Source organism: Amycolatopsis ultiminotia, assembly GCF_039536925.1.
Taxonomy (GTDB): Bacteria; Actinomycetota; Actinomycetes; order Mycobacteriales; family Pseudonocardiaceae; genus Amycolatopsis; species Amycolatopsis ultiminotia.
The window spans coordinates 1-25,416 of record NZ_BAAAZN010000033.1 but is presented as its reverse complement, the minus strand read 5'-3'; the positions used below and the strand labels follow the sequence as shown (position 1 = coordinate 25,416).

At 70.6% G+C, this 25,416-nt stretch carries 21 protein-coding genes; 11 read left to right on the top strand and 10 right to left on the bottom strand.

All coding sequences use genetic code 11. From position 1 onward, the window contains the following. Window positions 1-20 precede the first annotated feature (20 nt). The 6 genes from ABD793_RS41215 (at window position 21) to ABD793_RS41190 (ending at window position 4,601) form a co-directional block, all read left to right on the top strand. Window positions 21-542, top strand: a complete 522-nt coding sequence (locus ABD793_RS41215) for an ArsR/SmtB family transcription factor (protein ID WP_344869190.1) — start codon at window positions 21-23, stop codon at window positions 540-542. A 23-nt stretch (window positions 543-565) separates the two neighbouring features. Beyond that, on the top strand, window positions 566-1,807 hold the full coding sequence (locus ABD793_RS41210) for an MFS transporter (RefSeq protein ID WP_425548854.1): 1,242 nt from the start codon (window positions 566-568) through the stop codon (window positions 1,805-1,807). Window positions 1,808-1,927: 120 nt separating this feature from the next. Then, complete coding sequence (locus ABD793_RS41205) at window positions 1,928-3,127, top strand: FAD-dependent monooxygenase (RefSeq protein ID WP_344869187.1); 1,200 nt, start codon at window positions 1,928-1,930, stop codon at window positions 3,125-3,127. Between the two features lie 45 nt (window positions 3,128-3,172). Then, on the top strand, window positions 3,173-3,562 hold the full coding sequence (locus ABD793_RS41200) for a MerR family transcriptional regulator (RefSeq protein WP_344869185.1): 390 nt from the start codon (window positions 3,173-3,175) through the stop codon (window positions 3,560-3,562). Next, window positions 3,559-3,867, top strand: coding sequence for a thioredoxin (gene trxA / locus ABD793_RS41195; RefSeq protein WP_344869183.1), 309 nt, complete (start codon window positions 3,559-3,561; stop codon window positions 3,865-3,867). Before ABD793_RS41200 ends, trxA begins: the two co-directional genes overlap by 4 nt. Before the next feature lie 71 nt (window positions 3,868-3,938). Then, a complete protein-coding gene (locus ABD793_RS41190) occupies window positions 3,939-4,601 on the top strand; it encodes a PDDEXK family nuclease (RefSeq protein ID WP_344869182.1) in 663 nt (220 codons plus the stop codon). Here ABD793_RS41190 and ABD793_RS41185 read toward each other — a convergent pair. Further along, window positions 4,583-5,719 (bottom strand): MAB_1171c family putative transporter, encoded by a 1,137-nt coding sequence (locus tag ABD793_RS41185; RefSeq protein ID WP_344869180.1) that lies wholly within the window; start codon window positions 5,717-5,719, stop codon window positions 4,583-4,585. The genes ABD793_RS41190 and ABD793_RS41185 overlap by 19 nt on opposite strands. A gap of 618 nt (window positions 5,720-6,337) precedes the next feature. On the opposite strand from ABD793_RS41185, the gene ABD793_RS41180 reads away from it, so the two are divergent. Beyond that, on the top strand, window positions 6,338-10,273 hold the full coding sequence (locus ABD793_RS41180; RefSeq protein WP_344869179.1) for an aminotransferase class I/II-fold pyridoxal phosphate-dependent enzyme: 3,936 nt from the start codon (window positions 6,338-6,340) through the stop codon (window positions 10,271-10,273). A gap of 606 nt (window positions 10,274-10,879) precedes the next feature. Here the strand turns inward: ABD793_RS41180 and ABD793_RS41175 are convergent. The 4 genes from ABD793_RS41175 to ABD793_RS41160 all read right to left on the bottom strand — a co-directional run bounded on the left by ABD793_RS41175 (window position 10,880) and on the right by ABD793_RS41160 (window position 13,281). Then, a complete protein-coding gene (locus tag ABD793_RS41175) occupies window positions 10,880-11,410 on the bottom strand; it encodes a toxin (RefSeq protein ID WP_344869177.1) in 531 nt (176 codons plus the stop codon). Between the two features lie 7 nt (window positions 11,411-11,417). Then, the gene (locus tag ABD793_RS41170; RefSeq protein ID WP_344869176.1) at window positions 11,418-11,867 is read right to left on the bottom strand and encodes a helix-turn-helix domain-containing protein; all 450 of its coding nucleotides are present in this window, start codon (window positions 11,865-11,867) and stop codon (window positions 11,418-11,420) included. Window positions 11,868-12,096: 229 nt separating this feature from the next. Continuing rightward, window positions 12,097-12,717 (bottom strand): Rv1733c family protein, encoded by a 621-nt coding sequence (locus ABD793_RS41165; protein WP_344869175.1) that lies wholly within the window; start codon window positions 12,715-12,717, stop codon window positions 12,097-12,099. 141 nt (window positions 12,718-12,858) lie between these two features. Next, a complete protein-coding gene (locus ABD793_RS41160) occupies window positions 12,859-13,281 on the bottom strand; it encodes a hypothetical protein (RefSeq protein ID WP_344869173.1) in 423 nt (140 codons plus the stop codon). A 341-nt stretch (window positions 13,282-13,622) separates the two neighbouring features. On the opposite strand from ABD793_RS41160, the gene ABD793_RS41155 reads away from it, so the two are divergent. Both ABD793_RS41155 and ABD793_RS41150 read left to right on the top strand, forming a co-directional pair. Further along, window positions 13,623-14,237, top strand: coding sequence for a GNAT family N-acetyltransferase (locus tag ABD793_RS41155; protein ID WP_344869171.1), 615 nt, complete (start codon window positions 13,623-13,625; stop codon window positions 14,235-14,237). Beyond that, entirely contained in the window at window positions 14,170-14,676 is a 507-nt protein-coding gene (locus tag ABD793_RS41150) for a TetR/AcrR family transcriptional regulator (protein WP_344869170.1), read from the top strand. The genes ABD793_RS41155 and ABD793_RS41150 overlap by 68 nt, the downstream gene beginning before the upstream one ends. Before the next feature lie 4 nt (window positions 14,677-14,680). Here ABD793_RS41150 and ABD793_RS41145 read toward each other — a convergent pair whose 3' ends face one another. Continuing rightward, window positions 14,681-15,877, bottom strand: coding sequence for a cysteine desulfurase-like protein (locus tag ABD793_RS41145; protein ID WP_344869169.1), 1,197 nt, complete (start codon window positions 15,875-15,877; stop codon window positions 14,681-14,683). Between the two features lie 80 nt (window positions 15,878-15,957). Here ABD793_RS41145 and ABD793_RS41140 point away from each other — a divergent pair, with 80 nt between their 5' ends. Next, window positions 15,958-16,590 (top strand): peptide deformylase, encoded by a 633-nt coding sequence (locus tag ABD793_RS41140; RefSeq protein WP_344869168.1) that lies wholly within the window; start codon window positions 15,958-15,960, stop codon window positions 16,588-16,590. Window positions 16,591-16,651: 61 nt separating this feature from the next. Then, complete coding sequence (locus tag ABD793_RS41135) at window positions 16,652-17,659, top strand: alcohol dehydrogenase catalytic domain-containing protein (protein WP_344869166.1); 1,008 nt, start codon at window positions 16,652-16,654, stop codon at window positions 17,657-17,659. A gap of 22 nt (window positions 17,660-17,681) precedes the next feature. On the opposite strand, the gene ABD793_RS41130 is transcribed toward ABD793_RS41135, so the two are convergent. The 4 genes from ABD793_RS41130 to ABD793_RS41115 all read right to left on the bottom strand — a co-directional run. Then, window positions 17,682-18,164: a methylated-DNA--[protein]-cysteine S-methyltransferase gene (locus tag ABD793_RS41130; RefSeq protein WP_344869165.1), complete on the bottom strand. Its 483-nt coding sequence runs from the start codon at window positions 18,162-18,164 to the stop codon at window positions 17,682-17,684. Next, entirely contained in the window at window positions 18,161-19,645 is a 1,485-nt protein-coding gene (locus ABD793_RS41125; protein ID WP_344869163.1) for an AlkA N-terminal domain-containing protein, read from the bottom strand. The genes ABD793_RS41130 and ABD793_RS41125 overlap by 4 nt, the downstream gene beginning before the upstream one ends. A 50-nt stretch (window positions 19,646-19,695) precedes the next feature. Then, entirely contained in the window at window positions 19,696-20,766 is a 1,071-nt protein-coding gene (locus ABD793_RS41120) for a VanZ family protein (protein WP_344869162.1), read from the bottom strand. Between the two features lie 79 nt (window positions 20,767-20,845). Next, window positions 20,846-25,416: RHS repeat-associated core domain-containing protein (locus ABD793_RS41115; RefSeq protein WP_344869161.1), on the bottom strand; the 4,571-nt coding region annotated here is incomplete at its 5' end.

Here is a 25,416-nt window from a genome sequence, read left to right as displayed (position 1 = left end):
GCCGCGCGCAGACTGGTCCGGTGACCACCTCCCCGGACGGGCTGCGCAGCCTGCGTGCCCTCGGACATCCGCTGCGGCTGCGGATCCTGTCGCTGCTCACCGGGACGGCGATGAGCGCCGCGGAGGCCGCGCGGGAGCTGGGCGAGAGCCAGGCCAACGTCAGCTACCACCTCCGGCGGTTGCACGGGGCCGGGCTGGTGCGGGTCGCCGAGGAGGTCTCGATCCGCGGCGGCCGCGCCAAGCGGTACCGGCACGGCCCGGAGAGCGGGGAACGGCTCGAGGCCGGACGGGCAGATCACCTCGTGCTGGCCGCCGTACTCGGCGAGGAACTGCGGCGGCGCACCGAACTGCGCAAACCCCGGGTCCGCGGCAGTACGACCGACGCCGAGGTCTGGGTGAGCCCGCAGGCGTGGCAGACCGCGCTGCGGCTCGCCCGGCAGCTCGGCGAGGTGCTGCACGAGGAGGCGAAGCCGCCGCGCACCCCGGGCACGGTGCGGGCCAGCGCGACGATTTCGCTGTTCCAGATGCATCCACGGCAGTGAGCGCGGACGTCGTTCCGGCCGGAATGCGGGCCCCGCTGCGGTACCCGGCGTTCCGCCGGCTGGCGTCCGGGCGGACGGCGGTCTCACTCGGCAACGCGGTCGCGCCGGTCGCGCTGGCGTTCGCGGTCCTCGATCTGACCGGTTCGGCGGTGGATCTGGGCATCGTGGTGGGTGCCCGTTCCGCGGCGACGGTGGTGCTGGTGCTGTTCGGCGGGGTGCTCGCCGATCGCCTTCCACGGCCGGTGCTGATGCAGGGCACGGCCGCGGCGGCCGCGGTCAGCCAGGTCGCCATCGGGGTGAGCGTGCTGGCCGGACTCGCCTCGGTCCCGCTGCTGGTGGTGCTGAACGTGGTCAACGGCGCGCTGGCGGCGGTGTCGTTGCCGACCGGGCTCGCGATGACCCCGCAGACGGTGCCGTCCGGCCTGCTCCGCCCGGCGAACGCGGTGGCCAGGATGGCGTCGAACGCCGGGATGGTCGCGGGCGCACCGCTCGGCGGGCTGCTGGCCGCGTTCGTGGGACCCGGCTGGGCGGTCACGGCGACGAGCCTCGCCTTCGCGCTGGCCGCCGGCTGCTACCACCGCCTTCTCGCGGCGATCCGGCCGGTCGCCGTCGGTGCTGCTGCCGCGGACCCGAACGCGCCGTCCGGCCGTCCGCCGGCCGATCTGCGCGCGGGCTGGCGAGAGTTCTCCGGACGGCACTGGGTGTGGCCGGTCGTGCTGCAGTTCATGGTCGTCAATGCGGTCGTGACGGGGTGCATGCAGGTGCTCGGGCCCGCGGTCGCCGACCGTGGCGTCGGCCGCAGCGGCTGGGGGCTCGTGCTCGCTGCGGAGACGGTGGGGGCGCTCGTCGGCGGGATCGTCGCTTCTCGGTGGCAGCCGCGGAGGGCGCTGTACCTGGGGGTCGCGGTCACCTTCGTCCAGGCGGTGCCGTTGCTGGTGATGGCGGACGCGCCGGTGCTGGGCCTGTTGCTCGCCGCGATGTTCGTGACCGGAGTGGCGCTGGAACAGTTCGCCATCGCCTGGGATGTCTCGTTGCAGCAGCACATCCCGGCGGACCGGCTGGCGAAGGTGTACTCCTACGACGTGATCGGTTCCCTCGTCGCGATGCCGATCGGGGAAACCGCCGCCGGCCCGGTGGCCGCCGCATTCGGTGTACCGGCGACGTTGCACGCCGGGGCGGCACTGGTCGTGCTCGCCACCGCAGGCACGTTGTGCGGCCGCGCGGTCCGCGTACTCCGGGTGGGCTCCGGCGCGATCACGCCGTGACCGACCGGCACTGACGGGCACTGACGGGCACCGTCAGCGGTTCGTGCGGGGTCGGTAAGCGGTCCGCCGCACGCTGGCGGCATCGAAACCCGAGAAACCCGATCGACCCAGGGAGTACCGATGAACAGCAAGACCGTCCTGGTTTCCGGCGCGAGCGTGGCCGGCCCGTCCGCGGCCTTCTGGCTGCACCGCTACGGCTATTCGGTCACTGTCGTCGAAGCCGCGCCCGCGCTGCGGCCCGGCGGGCAGGCCGTCGACTTCCGGGGTGAACAGATGAGGCTGGTGCGCGCCATGGACCTGCTCGACGAGCTCCGCCGGTACGAGACCGGGATGGGCGACCAGCTGCTGCTCGACCCGGCGGGCAGGCCGGTGCAGACCGTGCCGAGCCGGTTCATCAGCGGTGAGCTCGAAATCCTGCGCGGGGATCTCGCCCGGGTGCTCTACGACCGCACCAAGGACCACACCGAGTACCTGTTCGGCGATCGGGTCAGCACACTGACCGAGACCACCGATGGAGTCGAGGTGACCTTCCGCCACGGTGCCCCGCGCCGGTTCGACCTCGTGGTCGGCGCCGACGGGGTGCACTCCGGGGTGCGTGCGGCGGCGTTCGGCCCGGAATCGCGGTTCCGGACCGAACTCGGCTACCACGTCGCCGGGTTCGCCGCGCCGAACCACCTCGGCCTCGACCACCGCGGGCTGATCCACAACGAGGCCGGGCGCGGTGTCATGCTCGCCAGCCACCGCGATCCGGAGACGGTGCACGTCGGCCTGTACTTCCGTGGCGATCCGCACGGCTACGGGCGGCCGGATCCGGCGCGGCAGAAGGAAATCATCGCCGAGGCGTACGCCGGTGCCGGCTGGGAGACGCCGCGGTTGCTGAACGCGCTGGCCGACGCCACGGACCTGTACTTCGACCGGGTCGGCCAGATCAAACTCGACTGCTGGTCACGTGGCCGCGTGGTGCTGCTCGGCGACGCCGCGTGGTGTGCCGGGCCGGGTGGTTCCGGTACCGGGCTCGCCATGATGGGCGCGCAGGTGCTCGCCGGTGAACTCGCCGCCGCGGGAGGAGACCACCGGAGCGCGTTCGCCCGCTACGAGCAGCGTCTGCGCAAACCGGCCCGCGTCGGGCAGAAGAACGGCGCCGGTTCGGGCAGCTTCCTCGTTCCGCCGACGGACAAGAAGGTCCGCTCCCGCAACCGGACCTACCGCATGCTGGCCGGTCCGATCGGCGGCCGGGTGTTCGACCACATGGGCACCAGGGCGGCCAACGCGGTGAAGTTCCGCGAGTACCCGGTGCCTGCGAACCCGGTGCCCGCCTGAGCCGGGCTTGCCTTGCCGCAAGGGGCAAGGTTTAGCGTCGAAGGCATGCGGATCGGCGAACTCGCCCGGCTGACCGGGACCACCACGCGGGCCCTGCGCTTCTACGAAGCGGAGGGTCTGCTTCCGGCAGGCCGAGCGGCGAACGGCTATCGCGAGTACGACGAGGACGATCTGCGCCTCGTCGCCGAGATCCAGACGTTGCGCGACGTCGGGTTCAGCCTCGCCGACACGCGTCCGTTCGTCGACTGCCTGCGCACCGGACACGACGCGGGCGACGCGTGCCCGGCGTCGGTCGAGGTCTACCGGCGCAAGCTCGACGAGGTCGAGGCCTGCCTGCGCGACCTCGCCGCGGTGCGCACCGCCCTGCTGGACAAGCTCGCCGTGGCCACCACCCGGGTGGCCGAACCCTGCACCGCACCGGAGGAACCCCGATGACCACCGACGCCACGTTCGCCGCCGAAGTGCTGGGGCATGACAAGCCCGTGCTGGTCGACTTCTGGGCGGACTGGTGCCCGCCGTGCCGGATGATCGAACCGGTGCTCGAGGAGATCGCCGCGGAACGCGACGACCTCACCGTGCGCGCGTGCAACGCCGACGAGAACCCGGAAACCGCGCGTGCGTACCAGGTCATGGCCTTGCCCACGCTGATGCTGTTCCGCGACGGCAGCCCGGTGCGCGCGTTCGTCGGGGCCCGCACGAAGGCGAAACTGCTCGCGGAACTGGACGACGCGCTCGGCTGAGCCGGTGAATTCGCCACCGGAGCACCCGCCGAAGGCGGTAAAAAGGGTGCACACACCGGGAAGGCGGCACCGTGACCACGTTCGTGCGCTCGTACCTGTTCCTCCGGCGCGCGATCGGCGTGCTGGGCATCGCACTGCCGATCGTCGTGATCGTCGGCAAGCAGCTGCTGGAGGGCGGGGACCTGCTCGGTTCACTGAGCAGCTACTACTACAGCGACCTGCGCAACGTCTTCGTCGGCACGCTGTGCGCCATCGGCGTGTTCCTGATCTCCTACCGCGGTTACGGGCTGATCGACGACATCGCCGCCACCATTGCGGCCGTTGCGGGCATCGGCGTTGCGCTGTTCCCCACCCGGCCCGCGGAGCCCACCTCGACCGAACAAGCGATCGGCGTCGCGCACCTCGTGTTCGCCGCGATCTTCTTCCTCACCCTGGCGTTCTTCTGCCTGTTCCTGTTCACCAGGACCGACGCCACCACGCCGGGCAGGCGCAAGACCTCGCGCAATGTGGTCTACCGGGTGTGCGGGGTGGTGATGCTGGCCAGCCTGGTGCTGATCGTGCTCGTCGGGCAGTTCTTCGCCGCTGCCACCGCGGCGCTGCACCCGACGTTGTGGCTGGAGTCGCTGGCGGTGGTCGCGTTCGGTGTCGCGTGGCTGGTCAAGGGCGAGACGCTGCTGTCGGACCGGCCGGGCGGCGACCGGTCCGCCCAGGTGGTTCAGCCCAATCTGCCGTAGGCCGACGACACCCGGGTCAGCCAGTCGACCTCGGCGTCGAACGTCTTCGCGTCGTGGTCGGCGAAGCCGCCGTCGTCGTGGCTGGCCTCGGGGGTGCGGCCGGATTGCTTGGCGTGCAAGGCCTGCCGGATCTTCCTGGCTTCCACGGTGGCCTGGTCCGAGCCGTTCGCGGAGGCCGGGTCGGCACGGTCCATGTACGGGCGCAGCGCGCGCCAGCCGTCGCGGATCTCGATCACCCGGCGGTGCAGCAGGTAGTGCAGGTCCGACCAGCGCCGGGTCGATCCGCCTGCGGTCGGCGGTTCCAGCGCGATGTCCGGCGTGGACTCGTACAGCGAATGCCACAGCGGGTAGAGCGCCCGGTAGGACCGGAGGTTGCGGCGCCAGCCCAGCGCGTTCGACACGTGCCCGCCCCAGGACGGCATGGTCAGCGCGACCGAAACGACCACGATGCCCAGCGCGCTGAACACCGACGCGGCGACCGCCCATGCACCGAGGTGCAGGCCGAGTGCCGGGCTCAGGATGTTCACCGTGCGCGCGGCGCAGTAGAGGAACAGCACCGCCGCACCCGCCGCGAGCATCCGCAAAGCCCGGCGCAGCCACGAATTCGAGGTGCTGCGGGCGTAGGGCAGGCACTGCCGGAAGATCGTCACGCACGGCACCGCCTGCGAGACGATGAACAGCAGCAGGTAGGTCAGGATCACCGGATCGCTGCTGCCGGTGGAGAATTCCGAGGCCGGCGTGCCCGGCCGGTTCGCCACCGCGAAGAGCGCGACGAGCAGAACGCACAGCACCGCGCCGGCCAGCAGCCATCCGCGGACCGTCCGGCGGATTGCGGGCAGCGGATTCGCCCACAGCAACATCATGATCTGCGCGCTGATGCAATAGGCGACCGCCACGACGTGCAGCAGCAGGATGGTGAGGTTCGGCACTCCGAACAGCGACTGGCCGATCGAGAGCGTGCCGAGGGTGAAAGTGAGGCACTGCAGCAGCAGCGTCGCCATCATCGCGAGATACGCCGGGTCCCGCCAGGAACGCCGGACAGCGGAGAGTTTGTACAGCAGTGCCGCGTACGACGAGATCGCCGATGAAGCGAACAGCACAATCCTCAGTGCGTCCACGCCAGACTCCCCAGAATTGCGGTCAACGCGTGGCGGGCACCGGGACCGCGCGCCCGGACGCCACGTGCTCGAAAGGCCGACAGCCCGCCGCGGCGCCCGGTCGCGGCCCGCACTCAGCCGCACCGGTCCCGGTGAACGGGACGCCGCGCACGATGCGGGCATCCTCGGCGGAACTGTTCATGATCGGCGACCCTACACCACCGTCATACCGTGGCGCAGCCCCCGAAAAAGCAGCTCCGGCCTGGGTGAATATTCATCGTCCGGAGTGCTGGATCCGCTTTTGCGCTGTTACCCGGCGGGCGGGCAGGTGAACGGGAAGTTACGGATTCTTCGGCGCGTCGGAAGGGTCCGTGCCGGGGCGCAGCGTGCACGCTTCGACACGGCATGTCGTGCGCACTCGGCTGACCTGCCCGGTTTGCCGGTGGTGCTGCGCAAATGCGGGTATCTGCGGGCCCCCGGCGGCCGCGGTGGTTGTCCGGCGGGGTGAGTGAGCGGCTACCGAGCGTTGACCTGATCGCGCATTTACCGTGCATTTTCCCGGATGCCCTTGAAAATTCCGGCCTTGGCGGGCAGCCTCGGATCCACTGGGTGGGGTCGGCGCGCGAGGGAAGTCATACCATGGCGTCTACGGTATCTGTACCGGGCAATTCCGAAAATCGTCAGGACATCGCGGTGGTCGGATTGGGCTGCCGTTTTCCCGGCGCACGCAACGTGAACGAGTACTGGGACCTGCTGAGCGAGCCGAAACCGCAGTTTCGGCCGGTGCCGGATTCGCGGTGGCGGCGGGAGGCGTTCTACCGCGAGGATTTCCGGGACACCTCCGCGGCGTACTCGGACCGGATGGCGCTCGTCGACGACGTCGCCGAGTTCGACGCCGGGCACTACGGGATCCCGCCGCGGCGGGCGAAATCGCTCGACCCGCAGCACCGGCTGCTGGTGGACCTGACCAGGGAGGCCCTGCAGGACGCGGGCTGGGAATCCGGCGGGTTCGACCGCGACGAGACGTCGGTGATCATGTCGCTGAGCGAGAGCGGCTACCGCGAGATGAGCACCCTGCACATCCGGTTGCGCCAGCTCGCGGGCGGCGAGTTCGGCCGCGGTGCCGGTGCCGAGCTGGCCGAGGCGGCGTCCGCGGTCGGCGGATTCCACGCCACCGCGCTGGCCGGGCTGCTGCTGAACATGGGTCCGAGCTCGATCAGCAACATCTTCGACCTGCACGGGGAGAGCTATGCACTGGACGCGGCCTGTTCCGGCGGGCTGACCGCGGTGGCGAACGCGGTGTTCGCGCTGCGCGCGGGCCGGTGCCGGATCGCCGTGGCCGGTGGCGCGCAGCTGGTGCTCACGCCGGACCTGTTCGTCGGGCTGTGCCGGATCGGCGCGATCTCCCGCACCGGTGAATGCCGCCCGTTCGACCACCGGGCGGACGGGTTCGTGCTCGGGGAGGGCGCCGGCGTGCTGGTGCTGCGCCCGCTTGCCGACGCCGAAGCGGCAGGCGACCGGGTGTACGCGGTGATCCGCGGGGTCGGGCTGTCCAACGACGGCACGGTGAAAGGCGGCATGATGCCGCAGGAGCGCGGGCAGCTGACGGCGCTGCGCCGGGCCTACGCGGACGCCGGGGTCGACCCCGGTTCGGTCGGCTATCTCGAGGCGCACGGCACCGCGACCTCAGTCGGCGACGACGTGGAGATCACCGCGCTCGGCGAGCTGCGCCGCGACGCGGGAGAGCCCGCGTACCTCGGCGCGGCGAAGTCGGTGGTCGGGCATTCGCTCGGCACCGCGGGCATCGCCGGTCTGATCAAGTCGATCCTGTCCGTCCACAAGGGACAGATCCTGCCGCAACCGGACTTCGAGCCTGCCGGGCACCTCGCCCTCGACGAGGCGGGGCTGCAGGTGGCGACCACGGTCCGGCCTTGGCGCGGCGACGGGCCGCGGCGGGCCGGGGTGAGTGCGTTCGGCTTCGGCGGCACGAACGTGCACGTCGTCCTCGAAGAGCCGGCAGCCCCTGCGGCGGCGGAACCGGCAGCGCAGGCCCGGCTGCTGCTGCTCACCGCACGGGATCGGGCGGGGCTGGCCCGGCACGCCAGGGAGATGGCCGAGACGCTGACCCGCGAGACGCCGCCGCTCGCCGCGGTCGCGGGCACCCTCGCCCGGCGCACGCTGTTCCCGGAGCGGCTCGCGCTGGCCGCGGACGACGTGGCCGACGCAGCGGCGAAGCTGGCCGCCGCGTCGGTCGCCCTCGAATCCGGGCAGGCCGGTGAGCTGGCGCGGGATGTGTACGCCGGGGTCGTCTCGCCGGGTGCCGAGGAGGAGGCCCCGGAAGGCACCCCTGCGGAGCTGGCACCGCGCGCGGTCACCGGGCTCGGCCTGCGCCCTTCGGCGGCAGGGCTGCCCCGGTGGACGCTGCCGCCGAGCCCGCTCAGCCCTCGCCGGCACTGGATCGTCGACGACGCGAAGCTCACCAAGGCACAGGCACAGCCACCGCTGGGCACCACAGCCGCCGAGGCCGCCACGCAACCCGCGGCGGAGACGGCCGGGGCCGCTCGCACGGTGTCTGCAGTGGTGTTCGAGGAGGTCGCGCGCACCAGCGCGTTCCCGGTCGGTGATCTGTTCGCCTGGCAACTGCTGGTCGACGACCTCGGCTTCGACTCGCTCATGCTCACCGAACTGGAGGCGAAGCTGCGCAAGCGCTTCCCCTGCCCGGCACTGGACCTGGACCAGCAGCGCGGCCTCACCATCGGCGCGGTGGCCGCCCTGCTAGCCCCCGCAGCGACAGCGGGCGCCGGTCCTGCGGGCGCCGCCGGTCCTGCGGGCGCGGGCGGGGTTGTGGGTGCGGCCGGTCCTGCGGGCGCGGGCGGGGTTGTGGGTGCCGTTGGGATTGTGGGTACGGCCGGGGCTGTGCACAGCACCGGGGTTGTGGATGCTGCGGGGGCTGTGGGTGGTGCTGCGGCTGTGGATGCGGCAGGGGCTGTGCACGGCGTCGGGCCTGTGGATGCGGCCGGGCCTGTGAATGCTGCGGGGGTTGTCGACGGCGCCGGGGTTGTGGGTGCCGTTGGGGCTGTGGACGCGGCCGGGGCTGTGGATGGTGCTGCGGCTGTGGACGCGGTTGGGGCTGTGGATGGCGCCGGGGTTGTGGATGTGGCCGGGGCTGTGGATGGCGCCGGGGTTGTGGATGCGGCCGGGGCTGTGGATGGCACCGCGGCTGTGGATGTGGCGGGGCCTGGGGATGGCGTCGCGAGGCCGGGTGCGTCCGTGGCGGTGCAGAGTGCCGGGCTTGCGGGTGGCACCGGGTCTGCACCTGCTCCGGCGGCCGCGGCCGCCGGAGCAGGGCCGGTCTGGGATCCGGCGACCGCGGCTGTTGAGCGGTTTCCCGAGGCGGTCGCGATCGACGCGCGGTTGCGGCAGTTCGACGAGGCCGGGGTGCCGAATCCGTACTTCCGCAAGCACCAGGGCCGGATGGCCGCCACCACGTCCGTGGCAGGCAGGGAGTACCTGTGCTTCTCCAGCTACAACTACCTCGGCCTTGCCGGGCATCCGGCGGTGACCGCGGCCGTGCACGAGGCGGTGGAGCGTTACGGCACGTCCGTGTCGGGCAGCAGGCTGCTCGCCGGTGACCGTGACCTCTCGCGTGAGCTCGAAACGGAACTCGCCGGGTTCCTCGGTACCGGCGACTGTCTCGTGCTGGTGAGCGGGCACGCCACGAACGTCGGCGCGATCGGCCACCTGGTCGGCCCCGACGACCTGATCCTGCACGATTCCCTTTCGCACGACAGCATCCTGCAGGGCTGCGTGCTCTCCGGCGCCACCCGTCGCCCGTTCCCGCACAACGACCCGGACCGGCTGGAGGACCTGCTGCGCCGCACGCGGTCGCGGTTCCGCCGGGTGCTGATCGTGGTCGAGGGCGCGTACAGCATGGACGGCGACCTCGCCGACCTGCCGCGGCTGATCGAGCTCAAACGCCGCTACGGCGCACTGCTGATGGTCGACGAGGCGCACAGCATCGGCACCGTCGGCGACCGGGGCGCCGGCGTCGGCGAGCACTTCGGCGTGGACCGGTCCGGGGTCGACCTGTGGATGGGCACGCTGTCGAAGTCGCTGGCCGGATGCGGCGGCTACCTCGCCGGTTCGGCGGCGACGGTGCGCTGGCTCCGGCACTCGCTGCCCGGTTTCGTCTACAGCGTCGGGATCACCCCGGCGAACGCGGCCGCGTCGCTCGCCGCGCTCCGGCTGGTGCGGGCGGAACCGGAACGGCTGGCACGGCTGCGTGAGAACTCGCGGCTGTTCCTGCGACTGGCCCGCGAGGCAGGACTGCCCACCGGATCCGCAGGTGACACCCCGATCGTGCCGTGCGTGGTCGGCGATTCCACCCGCACCCTGCAACTGGCGAGCGCACTCTACGACCGAGGCATCGTGGTCGACCCGATCCTCTACCCGGCAGTGGACGAGGAACAGACCCGGTTGCGCTTCTTCCTCACCAGCGAACACCAACCCGACCAACTACGGTCCACGGTGTCCACAGTGGCCACCGAACTCGCCGCAGTGCGCGCCACGGGCTGAGCCGTCGAGTCCGGGGCCGATGTTGCGGTGTCGCCGATGGTTGCCGGGATTGCCGTGGGTTGGTTTGGTGAGTTGTGGGCTGGGTTGGTCGCGGTGTGCGGTGTCCTTGTACGCGGAGCGTGCTGAGGCTGGCCGTGCTGCGTGGCGTGGGCTGAGCGGTCGAGTCCGGGGCCGGTGTTGCGGTGTCGCCGATGGTTGCCGGGCTTGCCGTGGGTTGGTTTGGTGAGTTGTGGGTTGGGTTGGTCGCGGTGTGCGGTGTCCTTGTACGCGGTGCGTGCTGAGGCTGGCCGTGCTGCGTGGCGTGGGCTGAGCCGTCGAGTCCGGGGCCGGTGTTGCGGTGTCCCCGGTGGCTGCGGGGCTTGCTGTGGTGTGCGCTGAAGCGGTGCGTTCTGGGGCGGCCGGTCGTGGTGTGCGTTGTGCGGTGAGAGTGATCGTCGGGCTTGGTGTGGTGTGTGTTGTGGGCTGAAGCGGTGCGTTCTGGGCTGCTCGGTTGTGCGATGTCCCCGATGGTTGCCGGGATTGCCGTGGTGCGTGCTGGGTCGGTGAGCCCGCGTCGGGGGTTGTGGTGTCGTGGTCGCTGCCGAAACTCGCCGTGGGCTGGTGCGGCTACAGCAGGAGGCGTTCGATTCGGTCGATCGGGTTTTCCTGCTCGGCCGGTGGTTTCGTGGTCGGCTTGGGTTTGCGGCCCATTTGTTCGGAGAGCAGGTAGGCGATGATCTCCGCCTCCTGTTCCTGTTCGTCGTCGTAGGTCGCGCGCATCAGCATGTCGCGCACGATGTCCGGGTCGAGGTTGGGGAACAGCGACCGGGCGCTCTCGTCGTCGAGCAGGCCCGAGCCGCGATGGCAGCAGATGATGTGACCGAGCTCGTGCAAGATGATGTGCTCCTGGTGCGCCCCGGTGGTGTTGGCGTCGAAGAAGATGAGGTCTTCCCCGCGGGCGGCGACCCACATGCCGCACGGGTGCGACGCGGGCATCGGCAGCGGGACGAGGGTGATCGGCCGTTCGCGGATCTCGCCGAGCCGCGCGCACAGCGTCGCCAGGTCGTAGTTCGCCGGGAGGTCGAGCTCGGCGATCCGCCGGTCGCCCTCCTCGCGCATCCGCAGCAGCTGTTCGCGGCGCTGCACAGCTTCGGTCATCGCCGGCTCACTTCGCCGTTTCGTCGCTGACCGGCGGCAACCCCTGCAACTGCCGGTACTGGTCCATGATCGTGGTGATGGCCTGCAGATTCTCCTCCCGCATCCCGGCCGCGCGCATGGCGACCGCGCGGACTCCGGCCTGCCGCATCGCCTCGACCGCGGCCAGCTCCGAGAGCACCGAGCCCGCCACGTCGTCGTCGAAGAAATACGCCACGGAGACCCCGAAGAACTTGGCCAGACCGGCGAGCAGCTCCTGAGAAGGGTTGGTGCGCTTGCCCGTGCGCAGCTGGGAGAGGTACACCGCGCCGACCTTCAGCTCCGGCGACGCCCGCTTCAGCTCGCCCGCGACCTCGGCGTTGGTCCAGTGCCTGCCCTGCGGGCGGACGGTGCGGAACAGATCGTCGAGTCTGGAGGCCAGTGTTGGCCGGGTATCCCTCGGCCGGGTCTCATCGGACATGCTGCTTCGCCCCTCCAGTATGCAGCTGATCGCTCTCAGCTAACACAACTATCTCAGATTAGCGGAGAGTTGACAATGAGAGCCCGCCTCCACAAGACTGTGCGCATCGCGAGTTAGCTGAGGGCTAACCACCCACATCAGGGCAGAACGACAGGCGTAGACCGGGCCGGGGCGACGCTGGGGGTGCCGCCCCGCCGGTCCGCCGAGTGCGGGCCCGGGGGCAGCGGGTCTAGCGGACTGCCTCCGGGCCGGCGAACTGCGCCCATTCGTCCGCCCAGCGCGTCGCGCGCCGGTGGTCGAGTATCCGGCGGGCCACCCAGAGGGCGCCGGTCAGCAGCCCGGCCGCGCACAGCCAGACGAAGGTGGCCACGAGCACGCCGTTGGTCACCGCGTCGGTGTGCGTCAGCGGTGCGGTGGTCTGCCGTCCGTTGCGGTCGAGCCAGATCGGGGTGGTCGCGCCCGTGGAGGCCGCCCCGGTGGGCACGGTGATCATGCCGGTGCGGGCTGCCCCGCCGGGCACGTGCCAGACTGCGGTGACCCGTGAAGTGGCGGCGACCGGGGCGCTGTCGCCGACCGGCATCTGCTCCGGCGCGGTCGTGAGCACCGTGGCGGTGACCATATGCCGGGAGCGCAGCTGCATTTCCGATGCGGCGGTTTCGTCGGCAATGTCCGCTCTGGCGAAGGCCACCGCGAGCGGGACCGCCAGTAGCGCGATCACCAGGGCCACTCCGGCCAGCACGCCCTCGACCCGGTCCGAACGCCGGACCAACGGATTGCGGGCGAAGCCGAGGCGTCGCAGCAATCGTTTACAGAAGTGTGGTGGTCTGCCTGCCCGAGTCCTGTACCGCATGCCTTACATCGTCCTCCGCCACCCGCGCGGGCGCTGTTATCCGGGCAACGTTTTTCCCGGTTTTACTGGGGATCCGGTGTGTTCCTGCGCACGCCCGACTCGCTGTCACACGTGTGGGTGACGGGTTGTCCGGCTCCCGGGTCAATCGGTCATCCGCACGGTCGCGGTCTGGCTGTGCGAGCGGCGGCGGCCGAGTCCGTACTCGGCGACGATGCCGAGCTGGATGCTGCGGTCGGCGGGTGCCCAGTAACCGGTGCGCACGAAATAGCCGTCCATCGAGCACAGCCGGTTGGCGCTCTTGCGGGAACTGACGGTTTCCCAGCCCCACTGCCGCCCGGTCTCCTCGATCCCGTTGCGCCGGACGTGCAACCGGGGATTCCCGATTTCCCGGCAGTACGCGCTGCCCTCGGCGATGTAGAGCACGCCGTCGATCTTGTAGAACCGCTTGCCGTCCAGCAGGCTCACCTGTCCGGACAGGGTGAACCGGACGCGCCCGCCCCTGGCGCCGTTCACCGCCCAGTCGATGCAGAATTGCTTTGTCGGAACCTCGAGCGACTGGGTCATGGCGGTGTTCCCTTCTGGTGCCCGAGCGGATTGCCCAGGAAAAAGATAGGGAAGAAACGGCCGCGCGGAACCAGGTGGGAACGGTTTTCACCCGAAGAGGCCCGCAGGTCACGCATGGTATCCAGGGCGGGATTAATCGGGTTTTCGTAATGCTAGTGGGGCATGCCGGATACGGGAGGTGAAATCGCCTGCCGGAAAACCGACGGCGAATCCCCGGTTCGGCGGGACGGCCGGGCGTGCGGACGGTGTGCGCGTGTCGGCAGCGTGATCATCCGGCAGACGAGGGGCGGGCCGGTATCATGACACTTGTCATAGTGCCGGGGTCGTGCTATCCCTGGTTTATGACAGCTGTCATAGGCCAGGTGCGGCCCGCCACCGCCGATACCGTGGCCGAGGTGGTGCGGGCGTGCTCACCGGAGTCGGTGCGGCGGCGGTTCACCCTGGGACGGGCGCCCGATCCGGACCAGGTCCTGGTGCGGTACCACCGGTTCCTGCTCGCCGGTGTCGCGCTGGTGGCCGAACGCGACGGGGTGCCCGCGGGCCTGCTGAACGCGGTCCCGGACGGCGAGCGGACCGTCGAGCTCGGGCTGCTGGTCGCCGATCCGTGGCAACGGCAGGGGATCGGGCGGGGGCTGGTCGGGTTGGTGACCGGTGGCCCGCGGTGGCGTGGCCGGACCGTGCACGCCACCGTGCAGGCGGGCAACGCCGCGGCGGAGGGCCCGCTGCGCAGCTGCGGGTTCCGGGTGGTGCCCGGATTCGGCTGGGCGGAGCGGGAATTCGAGTTCATCGTGGGAGAGGAGAGCCCGGATGGCGGAACGTCCGGCCAGGGACCGGATGGTCTACAGCGCCGCACAGCTGTTGCGCACACAGGGGCTGCGGGGTACCGGGATGCGCGAGGTGGTGGCACACGCGAAGGCGCCACGCGGGTCACTGCAGCACTACTTCCCCGGTGGTAAGGAGCAGCTGTTCGGCGAGGCCGTCGACTGGGCCGGGTGGTACGCCGCGCGCCGGGCGTCCCGTGCGCTGGATTCGCTGGCGAAGCCGAAGCCGTCCGCGTTGTTCGCCGCGATGGTCGGGCAGTGGCGGGCGGAACTGGTCGACCTCGGGTACTCGGGCGGCTGCCCGCTGGTGGCCACGGTCGCCGAGGTCGCCGCGGAGAGCGAGCCGCTGCGGGAACGGGCGAGCGCGGCTTTCGCGCAGTGGCGAGGCCGGATCGTGGCCGCACTCGGTGACCTGGGGGTGCCGCGGGCGCGCGCCGAATCGTTGGCGGTACTGATGATCAGCGCACTGGAGGGGGCGCTGGTGCTGGCCCGCGCGGACCGCGACCTCGCCCCGCTCGACACCGTCGTGGCGGAGCTCGGTCCGGTGCTGGACTCCGCGGTGCGGCCCCGGTGACCGGCTAAAGCTCCGCGACGGCTTCGAGCAGCAGGTCGACCTCCGCCGCCGTGGTGTAAGGCGCGATGCCGGCTCGTACTGCGCCGGTCTCGCCGAGTCCGAGATGCCGGGCACATTCGATGGCGTAGAAGGTCGAGGCGGGCGCGTTGACGCCTCGGCCTGCGAGGTGTTCGTACACGGCTTTCGAGGCGGTGCCGGTGACCGAGAACAGCACCGTCGGGGTACGGCGGCGTGTGGGCGATCCGTACCGGACGACACGCGGCAACTCGGCCAGCCCGGCGTCGAGGCGGTCCAGAATGGTCGTTTCGTAGCGCTCCAGCTCGGTCATCGAGGCCCGCAGCCGCTCGCGCCGGTTCCCCGCACCCGGTACGAGGGCGGCGAGGAAATCGATCGCCGCGGTCGTGCCGGCCAGCAGCTCGTACGGCAGCGTGCCCAGCTCGAACCGCTCGGGCACGGCGTCGCTGGAGGGCAGCAGCTTGTCCGGTCGCAGCGTTTCCAGCAGCTCCGGTGCGGCCGCCAGCACACCGAAGTGCGGTCCGAGGAACTTGTATGCCGAACACACGTAGAAATCCGCACCCAGCTCGGTGCGGTCCACCGGGCTGTGCGGGGTGAGGTGCACGCCGTCCAGGTAGCTCAGCGCACCGGCCTCGCGCACGGCGGCGGTGATCGCCGGGACGTCCGGACGGGTGCCGAGCAGGTTCGACGCGGCGGTGACCGCGACCAGCCGGGTCCGATCGGTGAGCAGCGAGCCGACCGCGGACACCGGCAGCTGCCCGGTCTCCGGGTCGAAATCGGCCCATCGCACGGTCACGCCACGGGCCTGCGCAGCCTGGACCCACGGCCGGATATTCGCGTCGTGGTCGAGCCGGGTCACCACGATCTCGTCGCCGGGGTTCCAGTCCTTCGCCAGCGCACGGGAGAAGTCGTAGGTCAGCTGGGTCATGCTGCGGCCGAACACCACGCCGTCGGGGTGGGCGCCGAGCAGGTCGCCCGCGGCTTGCCTGGCCTCGCGCACCACGGCGTCGGCCCGCCGTTCGGCGGCGGTGACGGTGCCGCGGTTGGCGATGGCCGAGCACAGCGTGGCGGCCATCGCCTCGCCGACCTTCGCGGGCACCTGCGAGCCGCCGGGGCCGTCGAAGTGGGCGGCGCCGTCCTGGAGAGCGGGGAAGTGCTTGCGGATCGCGTTCACGTCGTAGGCCACAGCCGACAGCTTGCCCGATCCGGCGGTGCCGGGGCCAGCCGTGCGATCATCCGGGGCAACTGCGTGGAAAGGGGCCGGCTGTGCTCGCCGACTCGGTGGACGAACTGCTTACCTTGCCGTTGCCGTGGCCGATCGTGCAGGCCGGTGATCCGGTGCTGCGCACCGCGGCCAGGCCGTACGAGGGCGAGCTGACCGATACCGCGCTGACCGCGCTGATCGAGGGCATGAAGCTCACCATGCGGGAGGCACCCGGGGTGGGGCTCGCGGCACCGCAGATCGGCCTCGGTGTGCGGATCGCGGTGGTCGAGGACAACGCGGGCGAGCGTCCCGGGGTGCCGGCCGACACGCTCGCGACCCGCGGTATCGCGCCGTTGCCGTTCCGGACGCTGGTGAACCCGTCCTACGCGCGGGTCGGCGACGAGGACGCGGCGTTCTTCGAGGGCTGCCTGAGCGTGCCCGGCTGGCAGGCGGTGGTGGCCCGGCCGCTGCGGGTGCGGCTGACCGCGCAGGACGAGACCGGCGCGGCGGTGGACGAGCAGCTGTCCGGCTGGCCCGCCCGTATCGTCCAGCACGAGACCGATCACCTGCACGGCATCCTCTACCTCGACCGCGCCGAGCTGCGCTCGCTGTCCACGCACGAGGCGGTCGCCCGCCGCTGGGCCCAGCCGACCCCGGCCGACGCGGCCCGCGAGCTGGGTTTCGAGCTGCCGTGAGTCCGTTGTGGACTCCCGGCCGGCTTGACACCGCTGCGCCCGCCCGGTCCCATGCACGGTCATGACGACATATCGTGCGTTCGAGGTCACCGGACCCCGGCAGTTCACCCAGGTCGAACGTCCGCTGGCGGAGCCGGGACCGGGGCGGGTCCGGGTCCGGGTGCAGGCCTGCGGGATCTGCCACACCGACGCGCTCGCGGTGGAACGCGAGCGGACGAACGCGATCGTGCCAGGACACGAGATCGCCGGCGTGATCGACGCGGTCGGCGACGGTGTGCGGGCCTGGCACGCCGGGGAGCGGGTCGGGATCGGCTTCCTCGGCGGGCACTGCGGTGAATGCGATCCGTGCCGCCGCGGCGACTTCGTGAACTGCGCGGATCAGCCGCGCATCGGGGTGGACGCCGACGGCGGTTATGCGGAGTACGTCGAGGTGCGCACCAGCGGTCTGGCGCGGATCCCGGATGGACTGTCCGCAGTGGACGCCGCACCGCTGCTGTGCGCCGGGATCACCACGTACCGCGCGCTGGTGCAGCCGGTGCTGCGGCCGGGTTCGCTGGTCGCCGTCCAGGGCATCGGCGGACTGGGCCACCTCGGGGTGCAGTACGCGAAGGCGCTCGGACATCGCGTGGTGGCGATCGCACGCGGTACGGAAAAGGCGGGGCTGGCCGAGAAACTCGGTGCCGATCACTACCTCGACAGCTCCGCCACGGACCCGGGTGCGGCATTGCAGAAACTGGGCGGTGCGGCGGTGATCGTGGCGACGGCGGCGAGCGGCACGTCGATGTCCCCGCTGGTGCCCGGCCTCGCCCCGAACGGGCAACTGATCGTGGTCGGTGCGGCGCCGGACCCGATCTCGGTGCGCACCGGCGACCTGATCAACGGCACCCGCACGGTCACCGGCAGCCTGACCGGCTCGGCGATCGAGAACGAGGACAGTCTTTCGTTCGCCGCAGCCCGTGCCGTGCGGCCGATGGTCGAAGTGCTGCCGTGGACCCGCGTACCCGAGGCCTACGAGCGCATGATGTCCGGGAAAGCCCGGTTCCGGGTGGTGCTCGACCACGGCGCCTGATCGTCCACTTCGGACGTCCAGCTCACCTCGCCTGCGGCCGTGCCGATTCCAGGTCCAGCAGCCGGCGTTTGCGGTGCACGCCGCCTGCGTAGCCGGTGAGGTCGCCGTTGCTGCCGACCACGCGGTGGCAGGGCACCACGATGCTCACCGGGTTGCGGCCGTTGGCGAGGCCCACCGCGCGGAAGGCACCTGCCCGCCCGATGTGCTCGGCCAGTTCGCGATAGGTGATCGTCTCGCCGTACGGGATAGTGGTCAGCTCCCGCCACACGGCCTGCTGAAAGGGCGTGCCGCGCAGGGCCAGTGGCAGGTCGAACTCGGTCCGCGTACCCGCGAAGTACTCCGCCAGTTGCCGCTTCACCTCGGTGAACGGCTGATCGTCGCGCTCGCCGAAGGTCGCCGGATCGGGCTGGTGCCGGTGCTGCTCGAGGTACAGCCCGGTCAGCGCGCCCTCGTGCGCGACCGCGGTGAGCAGGCCGATCGGGCTCCCGAACACGGTGTGCCTCATGCCGTTTCCTCCTCGGCGGGAATGCGGTTGATCGGGTGGTCGCCGGTGGCCCACAGGTACTGCACGGCGTACGCCCGCCACGGTCGCCAGCTCGTGGCGTGCTCGGCCAGCGCGGCCGGCCGGGTGGGCAGGCCGAGTGTCCCGGCGGCGGCCTTCACCCCCAGATCGGTGCCCACGAACGCGTCCGGGTCGCCCAGCGCGCGCATCGCGATGCTTTCCACCGTCCACGGGCCGAAACCGGGCAGCGTGTCCAGCTGGGCGCGCGCCCGTTCCCAGTCACCGCCGACGGCGAGGTCGGCCTCGCCGGAAACGAGCGCCGCGACCAAACCCAGCAGGGTGGCACGGCGGGACTTCGGCATCGCCAGCGTCTCCGGGTCGATCCCGGCGAGGTCTTCCGGGGTGGGGAACAGGTGCGTCAGCCCACCTTCGCGATCCTCGATCGGGGTGCCGTGCGCGAGTACGAGCCGCGCTGCGTGGGTGCGCGCGGCCGCGGTCGAGACCTGCTGGCCGAGCACGGCGCGGACGGCGAATTCGGCCGGATCGGTCGTGCGCGGCACCCGTCTTCCCGGCGCCGCGTGCACCAGCGGCGCCAGCAGCGGGTCCATGGCCAGTTGCTCGTCGACGGCCACCGGATCGGCGTCCAGATCCAGCAGCCACCGGCAGCGGCTGATCGCTGCCGCCAGGTCCCGCAGGTCGGTGAGGCTCAGCCGGCAGGCGATGTGGTCCGGTTCGGGGCGCAGCGACACCACGCCGTGGCCGTGTGGCAGCCGGAGCGTGCGGCGATAGGCGCCGTCCCGCCATTCCTCGACCCCGGGCACCGCCGTGGCGGCCAGGTGCCCGAAGAGGTTGTCCGGACACAGTGGACGGCGGAACGGCAGCCGCAGCGCGAGCACGCTCGGTGAGTTCTCCCGTCCGCCGCCGCGGGCACGGGACCGCAACTCACCCGGTGTGCGGGCGAAGACGGCACGCACCGTCTCGTTGAACGTGCGGATGCTGGAAAACCCGGCCGCGTGCGCGATGTCGCCCATCGGTATCGCGGTGGTTTCGACCAGCAGCCGCGCGGTCTCCGCACGCTGGGCGCGGGCGAGCGCGAGCGGGCCGGCCCCCAGTTCCGCCCGGACCTGCCGTTCCACCTGCCGGACGCTGTAGCCGAGCCGTGCCGCCAGCCCTTGTACGCCCTCGCGGTCCACCACGCCGTCGGCGATCAACCGCATTGCACGGGCGACGAGGTCGGCTCGTTCGTTCCACAGTGGAGAGCCGGGTGAGGCATCCGGCCGGCACCGCTTGCAGGCGCGGAAGCCGGCTGCCTGTGCGGCGGCGGCGCTCGGGTAGAAGCGCATGTTCGCCACCTTCGGCGGCACCACCGGGCAGCTCGGCCGGCAATAGATGCCGGTGGTCCGCACCGCGGTGTAGAACCAGCCGTCGAACCGGTCGTCTTTCGCCTGCACCGCCCGGATGCAGCGCTCGGTCTGCTCGTACACGAGGTTCAGTCTGCCTCGGGAGGCCGGCGAAACCTCGCGAAAAACCGACATCACCGTTGCCGGACGAGTACCCGGTCCGGACTGCGTTCGTCGATCACGGTGAGTCCGGTGAGCCGTCCGCTGAGCCCGCGGGTGCCGCGGGTGCAGAGCAGGAATCCCAGATGCACCACCAGCCACAGCGTCGCCCAGTTCGGCGCGAAGCCGACGAGCAGGAAGTAGCCACCCGACCCCACGAGGAAGCGGACCACGCACTGAACCGTCGAAGGCGGCTCGGCCCTGGCGTCGACGACGGTGAGCCGGACCGCGTGCTGCCCGGCCGTCGCGCCGTGGCCGGCGAGCGGGAGCACCAGCAGCAGGAGCACCGCGGGCAGCCAGGTGAACAGCACGGTGTCCACCGCAGGACTGCTGTGCATGGTGCCCTGGAAGAGGTATTCGACCGCGATCACGATCACGTTCGCGACCGAGCCCAGCAGGGTGACGGCGATCAGGTCGAGCACCATGGCGAGCAGCCGGCGGCGGGTGCGGACCGGCCGGGGCTCGCCGGCCGGGAGCAGCCTGCTCCGGCGGCGCACCATCGGTGCCAGCAGCGCACCCAGCGCTGCGCCTGCCGTGTTGGACAGCAGGTCGCCGGTGTCGAAGAGCCGGTACGGGCACGGCATCAGGAACCACACGCCGGTGAGCTGGGTCGTTTCGATCACCAGTGACATCAGGAACCCGCTGGCCACCGCGAACGCCGGGCTGCGTCCGAACAGCCGCCGCATGAACACGCCCCACGGCACGAAGAACGCGACGTTGAACAGCACCTGCCGCAGCGCCGGGTTGTGCAGCAGATCGGTGCTGAACTGCCGCATGTCCGACAGGAACCGCAGCGGGTTCCACTCCGGATGCCCGAGGTCCCGGTGCGTCGAGCAGAACGCGGCGTTGACGTCCGGCAACGGCAGCAGGGTGTAGGTGACCAGCGCGAACGCGTACACCAGGAACGCGGGCGCCGCGACCGCCCGGAACAGCCCCAGCTCACCCCGTCTGCGGTAGCTCATCGCGACGTAGGGCAGCACGAGCACGAACGCGAGACCGAACCCGGCCACCACGGCGATCAGCGTCGGGCCGCTCCACTGTGTCATCGAACCTCCACCCTGCGTGCGGGGCGAGGGTAACGGGCGGCCGGTCGTCCGTGCCCGCGGGACCCGCGGCGGCGGTTGATCAGGGCAGCGACGCCGGTGGCAGCTTTCCGGGGCGGTTCTCCCATTCCTGCATGGTGTCGTGGCTGCCGCGCGGCGGTTTCATGTCGTTGAAGTCCTGGAACAGCTTGTCGACCGCGGCATCGTCGTACTTGCCCGGATTGTTGCCGAGGTCGTTGAAGCGGTTGTACATGTCCTTGTAGTCCTGGATGCCGGAAAATCCGTCACCACTGTTCTTGCCGTTGGCGAGCGGATAGTCGACGGAGGCGTTGAACTCGATGTCGTCCAGGCCGTCCTCCATTTTCTTCCGCTTTTCGTCCATCAGCTTCTGGTAGTCCGCCGGGTCCATGTCCTGCTTGAGTTTTGCCTGGTCCTCCTTGCTGACATGGTGTTCGTCGAGCGAATCGAAGATGTCCTTGCCGAACTCGTCTCGCTGCGCCTTCCGCTGGGGCCAGTTGTCGACCTTGTTCTGTTCCGATTTGAGGGTCTTCTGCTCGTTGTCACTGAGCTTGTGGCCGTCGGCCTGCTTTGCTTCGAGGTTCTCGATCTTCTTCTGCGACTTCGCGATGTCCTCGGCGGTGTCCCCGGTGATGTAGCCGCCGGACTTCTGGAAGGCGTCGCTGGGCTTCATGTTCCCGTTGAGGATGTTTTCCCGGATTTTCGGGAAGTTCTTCTCCAGGGCGCCGAGTCCCGAGTTGGTGCTGCCCTCGCCGAGCGGCAGGTTGTTGATCTTGCTGTTGGCGTCGGTGGCGACCTTCTTGTACTTTTCGTTCATCGCCGCATGGTCGGGGTGGGTGTCCGGGTAGCGGTGGTCCACCCACTTCTCCGTGTTCCCCTTGATCGTCTGCCAGGAGATGACGTGCCGGCCATGCCATTCGCCGCCCTTTTTCCCGGTCTGACCGCCGGTCGGACCGGCCGGATCCTTCTTCTGGTTCTTGAAGTTCGTCAGGGTTTTGCTGCTGAACGGCGGCCGGTCATTCCATTTGACCTTCTTCGCCGGTGGCTGGTTCGACCCGGATCCGTCGTCGTCCGCCTTGCGCTTGTTCCCCTTCGTACCGGACGGGCCAGCGCTGCTGGACGAAGTGTTGGCGGCGTTGTGCTGGGTTGAGGAATTCGTGCTCGGCGAGTCGCCGTTCGCCCCCTTGCCTGCCGTGCAGTCCGCCAGGCCGAGCGCGTCGAACTGGGCGAACGGGTCCCGCACGTAGCCGGTCGGGTTCGGGCCCGCTGCCATGCCCAGCGGGTCCTGGCTCAGGTACCGGGCGGTGGCCGGATCGTAGTAGCGGAACACGTTGTAGTGCAGGCCGGATTCCGCGTCGGCGTACTGGCCGGGAAAGCGCAGCGGGGTGCTCGCACCGGCCCGCGGCTGCGGCAGTACCTGTCCCCAGAGCGTGCGGAAACCGTGCCAGGCCAGGCTGCCGGTCTCGTCCACGAGCCCGGTCGGCGTGCCGAGTTCGTCGGTGAGGAAGGTCAGGAAACGCTGCCCGGTCGCGTCGCGTTCGAGCTGGGCCACCGGCGCCTTCGCACCGGGCAGCAGCTCCCAGGTGGTGCTCCGGTGCGCCCCGGTGGAGTCCGCGTGCTCCTGCTCGACCAGCGTCGTGCCGTCCCAGGTGAAGCGGATCCACTCGGCCACCGAACCGTCCGCCAGCAGCCGTTCCTTCGCGATCCGCCGGCCGAGCGGATCGTAGCGGTAGCGCCACCGCTCACCGGTGGGGGTGCTGACGCCGGTCAGCCGTTCCCCGGTCCAGAAGTAGTGCCAGGCCCGGACCCCGTACGCGCCGGGTTCGAGGTGGCGCACCCGCCGCCCGAGCGCGTCGTACTCGTCGGTGGCGCCACCGGCACCGGACCACCGGACCAGGTTCCCGGCCAGGTCGTAGTCCAGTTGCTCCTGGCCGTTGACCGCGGATACCGAGGTGATCCGCCCCGCGGCGTCGCGCAGGTAACTCGTGGTTCCGGTCTGCGTGTCGTGCACCGCGGCGAGGCTGCCGTCCGCGAGGTGGTCGAAGGTGCGGTGCAGTACCGGGCCGGCCGGGTTCGACAGCGACTGCGCGGTCATCCGGCCGCGCGGACCGTAGGACTGCTGCAGTGCGCTCACCCCGTCGACGTCGCGGGTCCGGACCCGGCCGCCGTCGTCGAGCCGGAACTGCACGGTGTGGCCGGCCGAAGCGAGCGCGACCGGCTGCTCGAGTTCGTCGAAGGACCATTCGCTCACGGCTCCCGAAGGTGTCCGCCGCCGGATGGTGCGCTGCTGTTCGTCGTAGGAGAAGGTGATCGAACGGCCGTCGACCGTCTCGCGCACGACGCGGCCCCGCTCGTCGCGCTCGAACTCCACCACCGAATCCGCCGAGGCGATCCGCACGAGCTCACCGACCGGGTCGTACCGGTAGTGGGTGCTCCCGTGCGGGGTGCGCACCTCGACGAGATTGCCCAGCCGGTCGTAGCGGTTTTCGGTGACTCCGCCGTCCGGGCCGGTGGTGCGCACGAGCTGGCCTGCCGCGTCGTGGTCGAAGGTCCAGACCCGGCCGTCGAAGTCGCTCTGCCCGCTCAGCCGCCCGGCCGCGTCGTACCAGAAGCTCCAGACCCGGCCCAGTGGATCGGTCACCGACGAGAGCTGCAGGTTGCGGTCGTAGGTGTAGGCCGTCCGGCCGCCCGCGGCGTCGGTCACCGCGGTGACCCGGTCGAACGGCCCGTACTCGCGCCGGGTCGGCCGGCCGAGTGCGTCGAGGTGTTCGACCTCGTTGCCCTCGCTGTCGTACCGCCAGCTCTCGCGTTCCCGCTGCGGGCCGATCCGGGTGGCGGGCAGCCCGTCGACTGTCCAGCCCAGCAGGATCCGGCCGCCGCCGACCTCGGCCGCGGAGCGGGGCCGGCCGAACTGGTCCAGTTCGGCCGGATCGGGCCGGTCGAAGGGAGTGTCGAACTGCGGCAGCGCCGAGCTTGCGACGCCGACCTGTTCGGTCTCCGGATCGGGCGCGGTGCCGGTGCGGTAACTGCGGTACCAGACGCGGTCCTCGTCCTGCACCGTCACGGAGCTCAACTCGCCCTCGGTGTAGCCGAGCGTGACGACGCTGTCGTCCGGGCGCACGATCTGCCAGAGCGTGCCCAGTTCGTCGTAGCGGTAACCGGTGGTGCGGCCGAGCGGATCGGTCCGGGAGACCAGCCGGTCGGCCCGGTCCCGGTCGAACGTGGTGACCCCGCCGAGCGGGTCGGTCTCCCGCACGGTCTGGCCGAGTTCGTTGAGCTCGTAGACCGAAACGTGGCCGAGCGCGTCGGTGAACCGGGTACGCCCGGGTTCGTACTCGAAAGTGCCGTCCAGGAAACCCCCGGCACCGACGGTGCGGACGCAGCGGCCGTCGGCGTCGTAGACGTAGCGGTACCAGACCCCGTTGCGGTCCTGCCAGCCCACCAGCCGGTCTTCGTCGTCGTAGTCGTACCGAAGCGCAAGACCCGAAGAGTTCTGCACCGCGGTGAGGCGGCCGCGTTCGTCGTAGCCGTAGCTGCGCACGAGCACGTCCGGTACCTGATCGTCGCCGAGTACCCGTAGCTCGGTGAGCCGGGCCCCGGTGTGGCGGAATCCGACGCGGACCCCGCTGGAGTGCGTGAGCAGCACCGGCGCGCCGTGGTCGTCGTGGGACAGCTCAACGTGCTCACCGTCGGGAAGATCCACCGCCTGCAACGGCAGCACGCCATCCGTACCGGTGCCGGCGAAATAGAGGTCGCGGGCCTTTTCGAGCTGTTCGAGCACGAAGTTGCCACCTACGTCGCGATACAGCGGCCATTCCGGTCCGTCGAAGGGCAGTGCCGGCACACCCGGCGCGACCACCGGGTAGCGGAGGACCACTCCGTCGTCGCCGATGAACCGTATTTCGCGGGTACCGACCTCGAGCCGTTGATCGACGGTGGACGACCAGCGCGAGCCGAACGAGCGGCCCATGCGGTAGGACGAGACGTACACCCGGTCGAGCCGCAGGCTGCCCAGCTCCAGATCGGTCAGTTCCAGGAACACGTCACCGGTGGCGATGTCGACCGGGTCGTTGCAGCCGTTCTTCTTCTCCGCACCGACGGTTTCGGTGTGCTCGTTGTTCGCCGACGACGATTCGGTGGTTTCCGACGGGTTCTTCTTGTTGTCGGCGGGAAGCTCGCTCGGCTGCTCGGCCGGGTCCTTTTCGGAAGGTTCCTTGGGCCGGTTCTCCGGCGGCGGCGGTTGCTTTTCCGACGAGCTGCCGTGGTCGCCGGAGGTGCCGGTGGTCCCGTCCTTGTCTTTGTCCTGGGGTGGCGGGGTGTCGTCCGCCTTGTCCTTGTTCTGGGGTGGCGGGGTGTCGTCGCCGGAGGTTGTGGTGGACTCGTCCTTGCCCGGATTGCCCTTCGGCGTGTCGATGTCCTTGGGCTTGGCCCCGGGCGTGGGCTTGCCGCCCTTGATGTTCTTGAGGGCTTTGCCGGCGTCGTCGAAGAGGGTGCCGGCTTTTTTCAGTAGCGGCACGAGTGCTTTGAGTGCTTTGACCAGTTTCGTGGTGACCTGGGTGATCTTGGACGCGGTTTTGGCGACCGCGGTGACGACCTGGGGTACGACCCAGGTCATGCCGATGCCGAGGGTGAACA